Genomic DNA, 15285 nt, shown 5'->3' on the forward strand with positions numbered 1-15285 from the left:
CTACCGAATGGAATTACTCAGCTTTCAGGCCGTCAGCCGAAACAGCCTTCACGCCTTTGATTTTCTTGGTGATCGCAACAGCGGTGGTTTTCTGTGCTTCGGTAACAGCGACAGTCGACGACAGGGATACCACGCCTTTGTTGGTCTCAACCTTGATGTCGGAGCCTGGAATGCCTTTTTCGGTCAGCAGATCAGATTTGACCTTGGTGGTGATCCAAGTGTCAGAAGTAGCTTCTTTGGTTTTGGCGACTTCGTTGGCAGCTACAGTCATTGGAGCTTGAGCAGAGGTCTGAGCCATGGCTACGTTGGCCATAGTCAGAGTCAGAGCAGTGGCGGTAGCAGCAGCAATAGCGAACTTCTTCATACGGGTAACTCCTGTTTTTCTCAGAATCTGCGCCAATCTGATTGGCTGCAGGGTTACCTATATGTCGCAAGCGGTGTGCCAACCTTTGCCCTGAAGGATATTCGTTATAAATCAATGAGTTATGTTTTCATGGATCCACGGGTGTCGTGCAGATTGCCCGCTTTGGGAAAGTTCCGCTTGCAAGATGCATGTTCTGACCAGCTGCCAAGCGACGGTCTGCATCCTTAAGCCATTAATTGCATTCAAAAAAAAGAGCCCCGAAGGGCTCTTTTTGATCAGCTGCGGTAGAGCGGGTTAAACCCCCGACGCCTTGGCAGCTGCTACGTCTTTGATCGACAGCTTGATGCGACCGCGATTGTCCACGTCCAGCACCAGAACTTCGACTTCCTGACCTTCTTTCAAGATGTCGGTGACTTTCTCTACGCGAGCGTCGCTCAACATGGAGATGTGCACCAGACCGTCTTTGCCCGGCAGGATGTTAACGAACGCACCGAAGTCGACGATGCGCTCAACCTTGCCGATGTAGATCTTGCCGATCTCGGCTTCAGCGGTGATACCCAGAACGCGCTGACGTGCAGCTTCAGCAGCTTCCTTGGTTTCGCCAAAGATCTTGATCGAGCCGTCGTCTTCGATGTCGATCGACGCTTTGGTCTCTTCACAGATGGCACGGATGGTCGCGCCGCCTTTGCCGATGACGTCACGGATCTTGTCGGTGTCAATCTTCATCGCGATCATGGTCGGCGCGTTTTCCGACAGCTCGGTACGCGACTGACCAATGATGGTGTTCATCTGGCCCAGGATGTTCAGACGCGCTTCCAGCGCCTGACCCAAAGCGATCTCCATGATCTCTTCGGTGATGCCTTTGATCTTGATGTCCATCTGCAGCGCGGTGACGCCTTTGGCGGTACCGGCTACCTTGAAGTCCATATCGCCCAGGTGGTCTTCGTCACCCAGAATGTCGGTCAGGATGGCAAACTTCTCGCCTTCTTTAACCAGACCCATGGCGATACCGGCAACCGGCGCCTTCATTGGAACACCAGCGTCCATCAGGGCCAGCGAAGCACCACAGACCGAAGCCATGGAGCTGGAGCCGTTGGACTCGGTGATTTCCGATACGACACGGATGGTGTACGGGAACACGTCGGCAGCAGGCAGCATGGCCTGAACCGAACGGCGGGCCAGACGACCGTGACCGATTTCACGACGACCTGCGCCACCCATGCGACCACACTCGCCCACCGAGAACGGAGGGAAGTTGTAGTGCAGCATGAACGGGTCTTTTTTCTCGCCTTCGAGGGTGTCGAGCAGCTGAGCGTCACGCGCGGTACCCAGGGTGGCCACGACCAGCGCCTGCGTTTCGCCACGGGTGAACAGTGCCGAACCGTGAGTCTTCGGCAGAACGCCGACTTCGATGTTCAACGGACGAACAGTCTTGGTGTCGCGACCGTCGATACGCGGCTTGCCGTTGACGATGTTTTCGCGAACGGTGCGGTATTCGATTTCGCCGAACGCCGCTTTGACTTCGCTGGCGGACGGGCTGCCGTCTTCAACAGCCAGCTTGGCGACAACCTGATCCTTCAGCTCACCCAGGCGAGCATAACGATCGGCCTTGACGGTGATGGTGTACGCCTCGGAGATTGCTGTGCCGAACTCGGAGCGGATAGCGCCCAGCAGTTCAGTGGCTTCAGCTTTAGGCGCCCAGTTCCAGGTTGGCTTGGCAGCTTCGGCGGCCAGCTCTTTGACGGCCTTGATGACCGACTGGAATTCATCGTGGGCGAACAGCACGGCACCCAGCATCTGGTCTTCAGTCAGCTCTTTGGCTTCCGACTCAACCATCAGCACCGCTTCTTCGGTACCGGCAACGACCATGTCCAGGCTCGATGCTTTCAGTTGCTCGTAAGTCGGGTTCAGCAGGTAGCCGGTGCTCTCGTGGAAAGCAACGCGCGCGGCACCGATCGGGCCGTCGAACGGAATGCCGGAGATGGCCAGAGCAGCCGACGTACCGATCATCGCAGCGACGTCCGGATCGGTTTTCTTGCTGGTAGAGACGACGGTGCAGACAACCTGCACTTCGTTCATGAAGCCTTCTGGAAACAGTGGGCGGATCGGACGGTCGATCAAACGCGAGGTCAGTGTTTCTTTTTCGGAAGGACGGCCTTCACGCTTGAAGAAACCACCAGGGATCTTGCCAGCGGCGTAGGTCTTTTCCTGGTAGTGAACGGAAAGAGGGAAAAAGCCTTTGCTTGCGTCTGCATGCTTGGCGCCGACCACAGTCACGAGAACGGTGACGTCGTCGTCAACGGTGACCAATACAGCACCAGAGGCTTGACGGGCAATACGGCCAGTCTCGAGGGTTACGGTCGATTGACCGAATTGAAATTTCTTGATTACCGGGTTCACGGTTTCCTACCTTCTTTGTGGCTCTTGGGGAACTGGTTTCTTGCGAATTCTTGGGCAGCGAGGGGAATCGGACCCTTCGGCAGTCCAGATACAACTAGAGGCTGGGAGGCCGCCACCCCACTGATAAAACCAGCGGAACATGACGACCAACCAACCTCTATCCGAGTCGTTATTAGCGACGCAGACCCAGACGACCGATCAGGGCGCTGTAACGGCTAACGTCCTTACCTTTCAGGTAATCCAGCAGCTTGCGACGCTGGTTTACCATACGGATCAGACCACGACGGGAGTGGTGATCCTTACCGTTGGCCTTGAAGTGGCCTTGCAGTTTGTTGATGTTGGCGGTCAGCAGTGCAACTTGCACTTCTGGCGAACCAGTATCACCAACAGCTTGCTGGTAGTCGGTTACGATCTGAGCTTTATCTTCAACGCTGAGTGCCATGTGGGCATTCCTTTTATCAAGAAACCGCTCCGGGGAGACGGTTTCAACAGGCCGAGAGCTGACTCTCGTATTTAAATATGAGGAGTGACCATGCCTGTTAACAGCCACCCTCGTACCGCCGTGCCAGGAAACCCTGCCGCGACGGGTCCGGTCACTCTGACCGAATCAGTCGACGCGGCGCAATGCGCCCGTCTTCACTCACTTCACCGATCCCGATGAAGCGTCCTTCATGATCCTGCACCCGCACCATGCCGAACTTCGGCGCGTCGGGGGCTCTCACTGGCTGACCATGCAGCCAGTAAAACGAACTGTGCTCTGAAAACTGCAGCAGCGGCCAATCCAGCAACCCGCTGTCCGATGGCATCAGGAAGCGATCAACCGCTTCATTCCCTCCTTCGGCATGTACCGCTTCGAGCTCTTCCAGCGTTACCGTCTGGGCCAGCGTAAAAGGACCGGCCTGGGTACGACGCAGCTGAGCAACGTAAGCACCGCAGCCCAGCTTTTCGCCGATATCTTCCACGAGGGTACGAATATAGGTGCCTTTTGTGCAGTCGACCGCCAAACGAGCGGTCTCACCTTCGCACGCCAATAATTCCAGGCGCGCAATAGTAACAGAACGCGGTTCACGCTCCACCACTTCCCCAGCCCGGGCCAGCTTGTATAACGGCTGACCGTCGCGCTTGAGGGCGGAGTACATCGGCGGTATCTGGCTGATATTCCCGCGAAATGCCGGAAGCACCGCTTCGATATCCGAACGACCAACGGTCACAGGCCGCGTCTGCAGCACCTCACCCTCGGCGTCGGCCGTGGTGGTGGTCTTGCCGAGCTGCATCAGGGTTTCATAACCCTTGTCGGAATCGAGCAGGTACTGGGAAAACTTGGTCGCTTCACCGAAGCACAGCGGCAGAACGCCGGTTGCCAGCGGATCGAGACTGCCCGTATGGCCGGCTTTTTCGGCGTTGAGCAACCAGCGCACTTTTTGCAGCGCGGCGTTGGACGTGAACCCCAGCGGCTTGTCGAGCAGGATGATCCCGCTGACGTTACGGCGAATACGCTTGACCTGAGCCACGCCTTATTCCTCCGAACCGTCTTGCTTGGGTGCGGTTTGGTGCTGACCATCTTCAGCCACTGCCCGCTCGATCAATGCCGACAAATGCGCGCCACGGGCAACGCTTTCGTCGTAATGGAAATGCAGTTGCGGCACGCTGCGCAGCTTCATCTCACGGGCCAGCTGCATACGCAGGAATCCTGCAGCAGCATTGAGCACCTTGATGGACTGTGCGATTTCTTCGGCGCTGTCCTGCCCCATCACGGTCATGAAGATTTTCGCGTGGCCGACGTCACGGCTGACGTCAACGGCGGTGATGGTGACCAGCCCCACGCGGGGGTCCTTGATTTCACGACGGATCAGCTGTGCCAGCTCGCGCTGCATCTGATCGCCGATACGTTGGGTACGGCTGTATTCTTTTGCCATGTCTTGTTACCTGTCACTGCTGACCCATGGCAAAAGCCATGTGGTCTGAAAGCGGCAAACGCCCGGCCTGGCGAGAGCCGGACCGGGCGTTGCGTTTAGAGTCCATGGCCGACGCCTGGCATTTTCATGCGGCGCAAGCCATGACTCCTGAAGCTCGCGATTTAGAGGCTGCGAGCCACTTGGACCTTCTCGAAGACTTCGATCTTGTCACCGACCTTGACGTCGTTGTAGCTCTTGACGCCGATACCGCATTCCATGCCGGCACGTACTTCGGAAGCGTCATCCTTGAAGCGGCGCAGGGATTCCAGCTCGCCTTCGAAGATAACGATGTCTTCACGCAGTACACGGATTGGACGGTTACGGAAGACAACGCCTTCAATGACCATGCAACCTGCGATCGCGCCGAATTTCGGCGAGCGGAACACGTCGCGGACTTCAGCGATACCCAGGATATTCTCCCGAACGTCGCTGCCAAGCATGCCGGTGAGGGCCTTCTTGACGTCTTCGATGATGTCGTAGATGACGTTGTAGTAACGCATATCCAGACCTTCCTGCTCGACGATCTTGCGCGCGCCAGCATCGGCACGTACGTTGAAGCCGAACAGTACAGCGTTGGAGGCCAGTGCCAGGTTGGCGTCGCTTTCGGTGATACCACCGACACCGCCGCCCACTACACGCACTTGCACTTCGTCGTTACCCAGGCCATTCAAAGCACCCTGCAACGCTTCCAGAGAACCACGGACATCGGATTTGAGGACGATGTTGAGCGTCTTCTTCTCTTCCTGACCCATGTTCTCGAAGATGTTTTCCAGCTTGCCGGCGTGAGCACGGGCCAGCTTGACTTCGCGGAACTTGCCTTGACGGAACAGAGCCACTTCACGGGCTTTCTTCTCGTCGGCAACTACGCTCATCTCGTCGCCAGCGTCCGGCGTACCGTCCAGGCCGAGAATCTCGACTGGGATCGACGGGCCGGCTTCCTTGATTGGCTTGCCGTTCTCGTCGAGCATTGCCCGAACGCGACCGTAGTTGGAGCCAACCAGAACCATGTCGCCCTGACGCAGCGTACCGTCCTGAACCAGAACAGTAGCAACCGGGCCACGGCCCTTGTCCAGACGCGATTCGACAACAACACCGCGACCCGGAGCCGACGGCGTTGCCATCAATTCCAGAACTTCCGCCTGGAGCAGAACGGCTTCAAGCAGCTCGTCAACGCCAGTACCCATCTTCGCGGAGACCGAGACGAAAGGTGTCTCGCCGCCCCACTCTTCGGACGTTACGCCGTGAACGGACAGTTCACTGCGGATACGGTCCAGATCAGCGCCCGGCTTGTCGATCTTGTTAACGGCAACGACCAGCGGAACACCGGCAGCCTTGGCGTGTTGCACGGCTTCGATGGTCTGCGGCATGACACCGTCGTCTGCAGCGACAACCAGAATCACGATGTCGGTCGCCTTGGCGCCACGAGCACGCATTGCGGTAAACGCCGCGTGACCCGGGGTATCGAGGAACGTCACCATGCCACGCTCGGTTTCAACGTGGTACGCACCGATGTGCTGAGTGATACCGCCGGCTTCGCCTGCAGCAACCTTGGCACGACGGATGTAATCGAGCAGCGAGGTCTTACCGTGGTCAACGTGACCCATGACCGTTACAACCGGCGCACGGGAGAACGTCTCACCTTCGAACTTCAGGGACTCGGCCAGGGAATCTTCCAGCGCGGTGTCGCTGACCAGGGTCACTTTGTGGCCCAGTTCTTCAGCGACCAGCTGGGCAGTTTCCTGATCCAGAACCTGGTTGATGGTGGCCGGAGTACCCAGCTTGAACATGAACTTGATGATCTCGGCAGCTTTGACCGACATCTGCTGAGCGAGATCGCCCACGCTGATGGTTTCGCCGATCTTCACTTCACGAACGACAGGGCCGGTCGGGCTCTGGAAACCGTGCGCGTTGCGCTTCTTCAGCTTGGCCTTGCCGCGACCGCCGCGACGGAAGCCATCGCTTTCTTCGTCGGTAGTACGAGGAGCAACGCGTGGCGTTGGCGCCTTTTCCTTGACCGATGCACGATGCGGGGCGTTCTTGCGATCGCCGTCACCACCGCCGCTGCGACGATTGTTGTCGTCATTGCGTGGTTTGTCGGGGCGACGCTGTTCGTCTTTCTTGCGATCGGCGACAGGCGCAGGTGCCGCAGCCGGAGTTTCCCGGGCTGGCTCGGCAGCTTGCGGAGCCGGTGCCGGCGCTGCAACAGCCTCGGCAGCGGGGACACCAGACGAAGGCTGACGGCGCGCTTCTTCTTCGGCACGCTGACGGGATTCTTCTTCAGCCTTTTGACGAGCGGCATTTTCTACCGCACGACGTTCGTCCAGCTCGCGCTTGCGTTCGGCTTCGATTTCTTCCGGGCTGCGCTGAACAAAGACTTTCTTTTTGCGTACTTCAACGCTGATGCTTTTGCTGCCAGCAACGCGCAGGGTACTGGTGGTCTTGCGCTGCAAGGTAATCTTGCGCGGCTCTTCCACCTTGGCCTTGTGACCGCTTTTCAGGTGGGTCAACAGGGCTTGTTTTTCAATATCGGTCACAACTTGTTCGGCGGCGTTGTGCGGCAAACCTGCCTCACGCATCTGCTGTAACAGGCGCTCTACCGGTGTGTCGACCGTCTTGGCCAGTTCTTTCACCGTGACTTGCGTCATGCACTTCTCTCCTCAGGCCGCATCTACTTACTCGAACCAATGGGCTCGGGCGGCCATGATCAACTTGCCGGCACGATCATCGTCAATGCCGTCGATGTCGAGCAGATCGTCAATAGACTGCTCGGCCAGGTCTTCGCGGGTAATTACGCCGCGCACCGCCAGTTCCATCGCCAAATCCTTGTCCATACCCTCAAGCGAGAGCAGGTCTTCGGCCGGATGGGCGTCTGCCAGCTTTTCCTCAGTAGCGATGGCTTTAGTCAACAAACGATCCTTGGCACGAGCGCGAAGCTCGTTGACGGTGTCTTCGTCAAAGCCGTCGATGTTGAGCATTTCTTCCAACGGTACGTAGGCAATCTCTTCCAGGCTGGTGAAGCCTTCGTCTACCAGAACCTGAGCGAGATCCTCATCGACTTCCAGCTCGTCGATAAAGTTGCGCAGGATGTCACCGGTTTCCGCTTGCTGCTTGGCCTGGATGTCCGATTCGGTCATCACGTTAAGGGTCCAGCCAGTCAACTGACTGGCCAACCGCACGTTCTGGCCACCGCGGCCAATCGCCTGGGCGAGGTTATCTGCGCCTACAGCGATGTCCATGGCGTGGGCATCTTCATCAACGATGATCGCTGCCACTTCGGCAGGCGACATGGCGTTGATGACGAACTGCGCCGGGTTATCGTCCCAAAGCACGATATCCACACGCTCGCCGCCCAACTCGCCGGAAACAGCCTGCACGCGCGAACCACGCATGCCGATGCACGCGCCTTGCGGGTCAATGCGTTTGTCCTTGGAGCGAACTGCGATCTTTGCACGCGAACCAGGATCACGAGAGGCAGCCATCACCTCGATGAGTCCTTCGGCGATTTCCGGAACTTCAATCCGGAACAGCTCGATCAGCATTTCCGGCGCGGTACGCGACAGGATCAGCTGAGGGCCACGGTTTTCGGTGCGGATCTCTTTGAGCAATGCACGAACGCGGACACCTACGCGGAAAGTCTCCCGCGAAATGATGTCTTCACGCGCCAGCAGAGCTTCGGCATTGTTGCCAAGGTCGACGATGACATTGTCACGTGTAACTTTTTTAACAGTGCCGGAAATGATTTCGCCCAGACGCTCACGGTAGGCGTCCACGACTTGAGCTCGCTCGGCTTCGCGAACTTTCTGCACAATGACTTGCTTGGCAGTCTGCGCAGCGATGCGGCCGAACTCGATGGAATCGATCTTTTCTTCCACTACGTCGCCAACGTTGGCGCCCGGGTGGGTCAGGGCAACTTTGCTAGGCCATGTCTCGATGGCCGGGTCATCGAGGTCGTCTTCTTCGACGACGGTCCAGCGACGGAAAGTCTCATATGCACCTGTTTGACGATTGATCTCGACACGCAGGTCTACTTCGTCTTCAAAACGCTTTTTGGTGGCCGTAGCCAGAGCTATTTCAAGCGCTTCAAAAATCACATCGGCCGGTACGCCTTTTTCATTGGATACCGATTCAACAACCAGCAGTACTTCTTTGCTCATCGTACGCCTCGCCTTTCGCAAGCCATTGGATCCGCGGGATCCGCTGTATCTGGCACGTCTTAGTCAAACGTGGGAATAATGTTGGCTTTGTCGATCAGATCGATCGGCAACAGAAACTCGTGATCATCAACCTGGACCACGACGTCCTGCTCCTCCACCCCGCGGAGAAGGCCTTGAAAGTTGCGTCGACCTTCAAACGGCGAACGCAGCTTTATCTTCACTTGTGCCCCGGCAAATTCCGCAAACTGCTCAATGGTAAACAGTGGGCGTTCCATGCCTGGAGAGGAAACTTCGAGCGTGTATTCGGAGCTGATCGGATCTTCTACATCCAGAATACCGCTGATCTGACGGCTGACGATCGCGCAATCGTCCACCAACACGCCGCCTTCTTTATCGATATAGACGCGCAACATCGAGTGACGCCCTTGAGACGAATACTCGATACCCCAGCATTCATAGCCTAGGGCCACGACCACCGGGGCCAACAAGGCCTGCAACTCTTCTAGCTTGCTCGACACCTGAACCCCCTCGTGCATGCTGCAAATAAAAAATGGGCAGAAGCCCAATCATGAAAACGCCTGCGAAAAGCGGCGTCATAAAGTGTCCAGCTAACAAAAAGCCCCTGAAAAGGGGCTCCGCTAAAACTGGTTGCGGGGGCTGGATTTGAACCAACGACCTTCGGGTTATGAGCCCGACGAGCTACCAGACTGCTCCACCCCGCGACAAAGCTGGGGCGGAAGTATACGACCGATCCAAATTTGGGTCAATCCGACACATCCACCTACAAGAAAGCCCGCTACTGCGGGCTTTCTTGTTAATTGGTACCGAGAAGGGGACTCGAACCCCTACACCCTATGGGCACAACCACCTCAAGGTTGCGTGTCTACCAATTCCACCACCTCGGCATTACAACTCTTCTGCAGCCCCAAAAACAGCTGCGAATCCGGTGTTACTTCTGCTCTGGAGTGGCAGGAACATCAGCAGGTACTGCAGCTGGTTTCTGTTGCCCTTCCAGAACCGGAACATCATCTGCTGCCGGCTTTTGCTTCACTTCCAGTACCGCTGGATTTGGCAAACCTACTTGAGTCAGCTGGTGAGCTTTCTCTTTAGCAAAGTAACCTAACCCTAAGCTAGTCATGAAGAAACAGGCGGCAAGTATAGCAGTAAGTTTACTGAGAAAGGTAGAGGAACCTTGCCCACCGAACACAGTATTTGATGCACCTGCTCCAAATGATGCGCCAGCGTCGGCACCTTTACCCTGCTGCAGCAAAACCAGAGCAACAACGCCCAGAGCACCCAGCAGATGAAGAACGACTACGACTGTTTCCAGCATTTTTTCAGTTTCCCGCGGCGCGAATGATCGCACCGAACTCATCTGCATTCAGGGAGGCGCCACCAATGAGGCCTCCATCGATATCCGGCATGCCGAACAGTTCGACCGCATTGGCCGCCTTCACGCTGCCGCCATATAGAAGACGCACACCTTGTGCGACTTCAGAATCCTCTTCCATCAACTGCGCACGAATCGCTGCGTGCACTTCCTGCGCCTGTTCCGGCGAGGCAGTCAATCCGGTGCCAATGGCCCAGACTGGCTCATAGGCAATTACCGCATTAACGAAAGCGCCGACGCCAAGTTCTTCGATGATGCTGCCAAGCTGCTGCCCGACAACCTCAAGGGTCTTGCCGGCTTCTCGTTCCTCGAGTGTCTCACCGATACACAGTATCGGCGTCAGACCTGCCGCCTGGACGGCCTCGAACTTGCGATTAAGCACCTCATTGCTCTCACCCATTATCTGGCGACGCTCAGAGTGCCCGACAAGGACAAACTTGCAACCTGCATCCGCCAACTGAGTCGACGACACCTCTCCAGTCAATGCGCCCTGGCCTGCCTGATGAGCGCAATTCTGCGCACCGACAGAGATCGACTGCCCTTCCAGGCAATCAACCACAAGACTCACGTGCAGGCTAGGCGGGAAGACCGCCACATCAACGCCACCCGGAAGGGCGAGATTTGCAAGACCCTCGATCAGCTCAGCGACGCTGGCGCGGGTACCGTGCATCTTCCAGTTACCAGCTACCATAGGGCGACGCATGCTGTACCTCGTCGGTCAAAGTGGGCGCAGATGTTACCCAACAGTTTCAACACTGGCAAGCCGAAATCAGGCGCAAACTTCAGCAACCAGTTTTGCCAGTTCATCGGCATACCCGCGAACCAGGATTTCGTCCTCGCCCTCGACCATTACCCGCACAAGCGGCTCGGTACCGGACTTGCGCAGAAGCACACGTCCACGCCCGCCCATGGCGGCGGTCACGCGATCACACGCTTCAATAACGGCGGGGTGTTTGACCGGATCAACGCCTCCACCCTCGAAGCGCACATTGACCAATACCTGAGGGCATTTCTTCAAACCTGAACGCGATTGCGCGAGGCTCATGCCGGTACGCTTCATCGACAGCAGCACCTGCAGGGCGGCGATGATCGCATCCCCGGTTGTGGTGTGACGGAAGCACACGACATGGCCCGAGTTCTCGCCGCCCACTTGCCAGTCGCGCTCCAGCAGCTCGGCGATGACATAACGGTCACCGACGTTGGCGCGCACGAACGGGATGTCTAGATCGGCAAGTGCCAGCTCCAGCCCGAGGTTGCTCATCAGGGTGCCGACGACACCTCCCTGCAACTGGCCGCGCTCTTGAAGGTCTCGCGCAATGATGTAAAGCAGTTCATCACCATCGACGATCGCGCCAGTGTGGTCGACCATCAGCACACGGTCACCGTCGCCATCGAAACCGATGCCCAGGTCAGCGCCATGCTCGACAACGGCGGCCTGCAGCGCTCCCATGTGGGTGGAGCCGCAGTTGTCATTGATGTTGAGCCCGTTGGGGGCCGCCGACAGCACGGTCACCTCGGCGCCAAGCTCACGGAACACGTTTGGCGCCACTTTGTACGTGGCGCCATGGGCGCAATCGACAACGAGCTTCAACCCGTCAAAATCAGTACTGGTCGGAACACTGCTCTTACAGAATTCGATGTAACGGCCCGCGGCGTCATTGATTCGCGACACCTTGCCAAGCTTTTCGGACTCCTCGACGGTCATCGGTGAATCAAGCAGTTCCTCGATCATCAGTTCGATTTCATCAGGCAGCTTGGTGCCCTGCCCGGAGAAAAACTTGATGCCGTTATCGTAGTGCGGATTGTGCGACGCGCTGATCACGATGCCTGCCTCGGCATGAAACGTACGCGTGAGGTAGGCAATCGCAGGTGTCGGCATCGGGCCGAGCAGCATCACATCCGCACCCGCAGCGGATAACCCGGCTTCAAGCGCCGACTCGAACATGTAGCCCGAAATGCGAGTGTCCTTGCCAACCAGGATTCGGCACGCGCCCATTTTCCGGAACGCCATCCCTGCTGCCCATCCCAACTTCAGCATGAAATCAGGGGTGATAGGGAATTGGCCTACACGTCCGCGGATACCGTCGGTACCGAAGTATTTTTTAGTGGTCATGGGTGCTCCAGATTTCTTATTTTGCTGATTCAACAGCAGCAATCATACGCACTACGTCAACCGTCTCCGAGACGTCGTGCACACGTAGAATTTTTGCGCCTTTGACCATGGCCATGGCGGCAAGCGCGAGGGCGCCATGCAGACGCTGATCAACAGGCTTGTCGAGCACCTTGCCAATCATGCTCTTGCGAGAGACACCGACCAACAGCGGACGGCCCAGCGCATGAAGTGCTTCCATGTGCTTGAACAGACTTAGATTGTGCTCGAGGGTCTTGGCAAAGCCGAATCCTGGATCGAGGATGATCATCTCGGCCGGAATTCCCGCCGCGACGCATTGCTCAAGACGCTCGCGCAAGAAGGCACTGACCTCGCCGATCAGGTCAGTGTAGTGGGGATCATTCTGCATGTCCGTTGGCTCGCCGCGCATATGCATCAGGCAGACTGGCAAACCCGTCGCCACAGCGGCGTCCAGTGCACCGTCCCGACGCAGCGAGCGAACATCGTTAATGAGCCCTGCCCCCAGGCGCGCAGTCTCACGAATGACGGCCGGCGTGGAGGTATCTACCGAAATGATCACGTCCAGCTCGGCGCTGATCGCCTCGACGACAGGCGCCACACGCTCCAGCTCTTCGACAGGAGAAACAGATCGCGCACCGGGACGCGTTGACTCGCCCCCTACATCGATCAAGGTCGCACCCGCCAGCATCATCGCTTCGGCATGACGCAGCGCCAGGTCGCGCTGCGCGAAACGGCCGCCGTCCGAGAACGAATCGGGGGTGATATTGAGGATCCCCATCACGTGCGTGCGGGATAAATCAAGAACCCGGTTGCCGCAAGGCAACCGGGTCGGGTGAAGCGCAGAAGTCATGTCAGACCTTAGTGTTCAGCAGCTGGGCCGCCAATTGGCGATTCCGGACGCGGACCTACAGGTGCGATCGGGGTGCCGGAATCTCCGGAACCGCCTTCCCAATCGCGGGGCTCGCGGGGTGTGCGGCCTGCCATGATGTCATCGATTTGCTCGGCGTCGATGGTTTCGTACTTCATCAGCGCGTCGGCCATCGCTTCCAGCTTGTCACGATTATCCGTGAGGATCTGTCTGGCCGTGCCGTAGCACTGATCGATGATGCTGCGCACTTCAGAGTCGATGAGACGTGCCGTGTCACCCGACAGGCTGGAGCTTTGACCGCCACCGCCCCGACCGAGGTACCCGCCTTCGTCTTCGTCCGAATACATCAACGGACCCAGCTTCTCGGACAGGCCCCACTTGGTGACCATGTTTCGAGCGATCTGGCTGGCCCGCATGATGTCGTTAGAGGCGCCGGTGGTCACGCCATCGAAGCCCAACGTCATTTCTTCCGCAATTCGACCGCCGTACAGCGAGCAGATCTGACTGATCAATGCACGCTTGGAAAGGCTGTAGCGATCTTCCTCGGGGAGGAACATGGTGACGCCCAACGCACGACCGCGCGGGATGATTGACACTTTGTAGACCGGATCATGCTCAGGTACGACGCGACCAACAATCGCATGACCGGCTTCGTGATAAGCGGTGTTGCGCTTCTCTTTGTCGGACATGACCATCGATTTGCGCTCGGCGCCCATCATGATTTTGTCTTTCGCCAATTCGAATTCTTTCATCTCGACGATGCGCTTACCGGTGCGAGCCGCGAACAGCGACGCCTCGTTGACCAGGTTTGCAAGATCAGCACCAGAGAAACCCGGAGTACCACGCGCAATCACGCCTGGCTGAACGTCGTCACCCATTGGCACTTTGCGCATGTGTACTTTGAGAATCTGTTCACGACCGCGGATGTCGGGCAAGCCCACGACCACCTGACGGTCGAAACGGCCCGGACGCAGAAGCGCAGGGTCGAGGACGTCTGGACGGTTAGTGGCGGCAATGACGATGATGCCGTCGTTCATTTCAAAGCCGTCCATCTCAACCAGCAACTGGTTGAGCGTCTGCTCACGCTCATCGTGACCGCCGCCCATGCCGGCGCCACGGTGGCGACCTACAGCATCGATCTCGTCGATGAAGATGATGCAAGGCGCATGCTTCTTGGCTTGCTCAAACATGTCACGGACACGGCTTGCACCAACACCGACGAACATTTCAACGAAGTCGGAACCGGAAATCGTGAAGAACGGCACCTTGGCCTCACCCGCGATGGCCTTCGCCAACAAGGTTTTACCGGTACCCGGAGGGCCTACCATCAGCACGCCGCGAGGAATACGACCACCCAACCGCTGGAACTTGCCCGGATCGCGGAGGAACTCGACGAGCTCGCCGACTTCCTCTTTGGCTTCGTCGCAACCGGCAACGTCAGCCAGTGTTGTTTTCACCTGATCTTCGGACAGCAGACGCGCTTTGCTTTTGCCAAAGCTCATCGGGCCGCCCTTGCCGCCTGCGCCACCTTGCATCTGGCGCATGAAGAACATGAAGACGGCAATGATCACGAGGATGGGGAAGCTGGCGACCAGAAGCTGAGTCCAGATGCTTTGCTGCTCAGGTTGCTTGCCTTCGATCACGACGTTGTTATCGACGAGATCGCCAATAAGGCCGTTATCCTGGATAGCCGGTCGGATGGTCTTGAAAGAGTCGCCATCGCTGCGTTTGCCGGTAATGACGTATCCGTCAACGGCAACTTTTTCGACCTTGCCGTCCTTCACCTGCTGGATGAATTCGGAATAGTTGAGGGTCTGCGGCTCGTTAGGACTGGAGAAGTTGTTCATCACGGTCACGAGAACCGCCGCGATGATCAACCACAGGATCAAATTCTTTGCCATATCGTTCAATTAGCTACCCTCTGAAGCAAGCTCCACGCTGGAGCGTGCCTCGCATGATATTTACCGGCCTAACGTACTACAGATCCTACAGGCGTGGCAGGCGGCGTCTGTAACCCTTTGTG

Annotated in this window: 13 protein-coding genes and 2 tRNA genes; all 15 read right to left on the reverse strand. The window is 57.5% G+C overall.

The annotated features are described in order from the left end of the window. Window positions 1–13: 13 nt before the first annotated feature. Window positions 14–364, reverse strand: coding sequence for a BON domain-containing protein (locus tag QMX88_RS05135; RefSeq protein ID WP_074888508.1), 351 nt, complete (start codon window positions 362–364; stop codon window positions 14–16). A 294-nt stretch (window positions 365–658) separates the two neighbouring features. Continuing rightward, a complete protein-coding gene (gene pnp / locus QMX88_RS05140; RefSeq protein WP_237252931.1) occupies window positions 659–2764 on the reverse strand; it encodes a polyribonucleotide nucleotidyltransferase in 2106 nt (701 codons plus the stop codon). Between the two features lie 172 nt (window positions 2765–2936). After that, window positions 2937–3206 (reverse strand): 30S ribosomal protein S15, encoded by a 270-nt coding sequence (rpsO, locus tag QMX88_RS05145; protein WP_037015114.1) that lies wholly within the window; start codon window positions 3204–3206, stop codon window positions 2937–2939. 151 nt (window positions 3207–3357) lie between these two features. After that, on the reverse strand, window positions 3358–4275 hold the full coding sequence (gene truB, locus QMX88_RS05150) for a tRNA pseudouridine(55) synthase TruB (protein ID WP_133776826.1): 918 nt from the start codon (window positions 4273–4275) through the stop codon (window positions 3358–3360). A gap of 3 nt (window positions 4276–4278) precedes the next feature. Further along, window positions 4279–4680 (reverse strand): 30S ribosome-binding factor RbfA, encoded by a 402-nt coding sequence (gene rbfA, locus QMX88_RS05155; protein WP_037015118.1) that lies wholly within the window; start codon window positions 4678–4680, stop codon window positions 4279–4281. A gap of 161 nt (window positions 4681–4841) precedes the next feature. Beyond that, window positions 4842–7364 carry a translation initiation factor IF-2 gene (infB, locus tag QMX88_RS05160; protein WP_282366974.1) on the reverse strand — a complete coding sequence of 841 codons (2523 nt, stop codon included), beginning with the start codon at window positions 7362–7364 and terminating at the stop codon, window positions 4842–4844. Window positions 7365–7391: 27 nt separating this feature from the next. Continuing rightward, window positions 7392–8873: a transcription termination factor NusA gene (gene nusA / locus QMX88_RS05165; RefSeq protein WP_065987602.1), complete on the reverse strand. Its 1482-nt coding sequence runs from the start codon at window positions 8871–8873 to the stop codon at window positions 7392–7394. 59 nt (window positions 8874–8932) lie between these two features. Beyond that, entirely contained in the window at window positions 8933–9391 is a 459-nt protein-coding gene (gene rimP / locus QMX88_RS05170) for a ribosome maturation factor RimP (protein ID WP_282366977.1), read from the reverse strand. A gap of 127 nt (window positions 9392–9518) precedes the next feature. Further along, window positions 9519–9595, reverse strand: a tRNA-Met gene (locus tag QMX88_RS05175). A gap of 97 nt (window positions 9596–9692) precedes the next feature. Next, window positions 9693–9778: transfer RNA gene (locus tag QMX88_RS05180), tRNA-Leu, on the reverse strand. A gap of 44 nt (window positions 9779–9822) precedes the next feature. After that, window positions 9823–10206, reverse strand: a complete 384-nt coding sequence (gene secG, locus QMX88_RS05185; protein ID WP_074888489.1) for a preprotein translocase subunit SecG — start codon at window positions 10204–10206, stop codon at window positions 9823–9825. A 4-nt stretch (window positions 10207–10210) separates the two neighbouring features. Continuing rightward, on the reverse strand, window positions 10211–10966 hold the full coding sequence (tpiA, locus tag QMX88_RS05190) for a triose-phosphate isomerase (RefSeq protein WP_282366981.1): 756 nt from the start codon (window positions 10964–10966) through the stop codon (window positions 10211–10213). A gap of 66 nt (window positions 10967–11032) precedes the next feature. Next, window positions 11033–12376 carry a phosphoglucosamine mutase gene (gene glmM / locus QMX88_RS05195; RefSeq protein WP_282367155.1) on the reverse strand — a complete coding sequence of 448 codons (1344 nt, stop codon included), beginning with the start codon at window positions 12374–12376 and terminating at the stop codon, window positions 11033–11035. Window positions 12377–12392: 16 nt separating this feature from the next. Next, window positions 12393–13244 carry a dihydropteroate synthase gene (gene folP, locus QMX88_RS05200; protein ID WP_282366983.1) on the reverse strand — a complete coding sequence of 284 codons (852 nt, stop codon included), beginning with the start codon at window positions 13242–13244 and terminating at the stop codon, window positions 12393–12395. Window positions 13245–13252: 8 nt separating this feature from the next. Continuing rightward, a complete protein-coding gene (ftsH, locus tag QMX88_RS05205) occupies window positions 13253–15163 on the reverse strand; it encodes an ATP-dependent zinc metalloprotease FtsH (RefSeq protein ID WP_282366985.1) in 1911 nt (636 codons plus the stop codon). Between the last annotated feature and the right edge of the window lie 122 nt (window positions 15164–15285).

Source organism: Pseudomonas sp. PS02290, assembly GCF_029960075.1.
Classification (GTDB): Bacteria; Pseudomonadota; Gammaproteobacteria; order Pseudomonadales; family Pseudomonadaceae; genus Aquipseudomonas.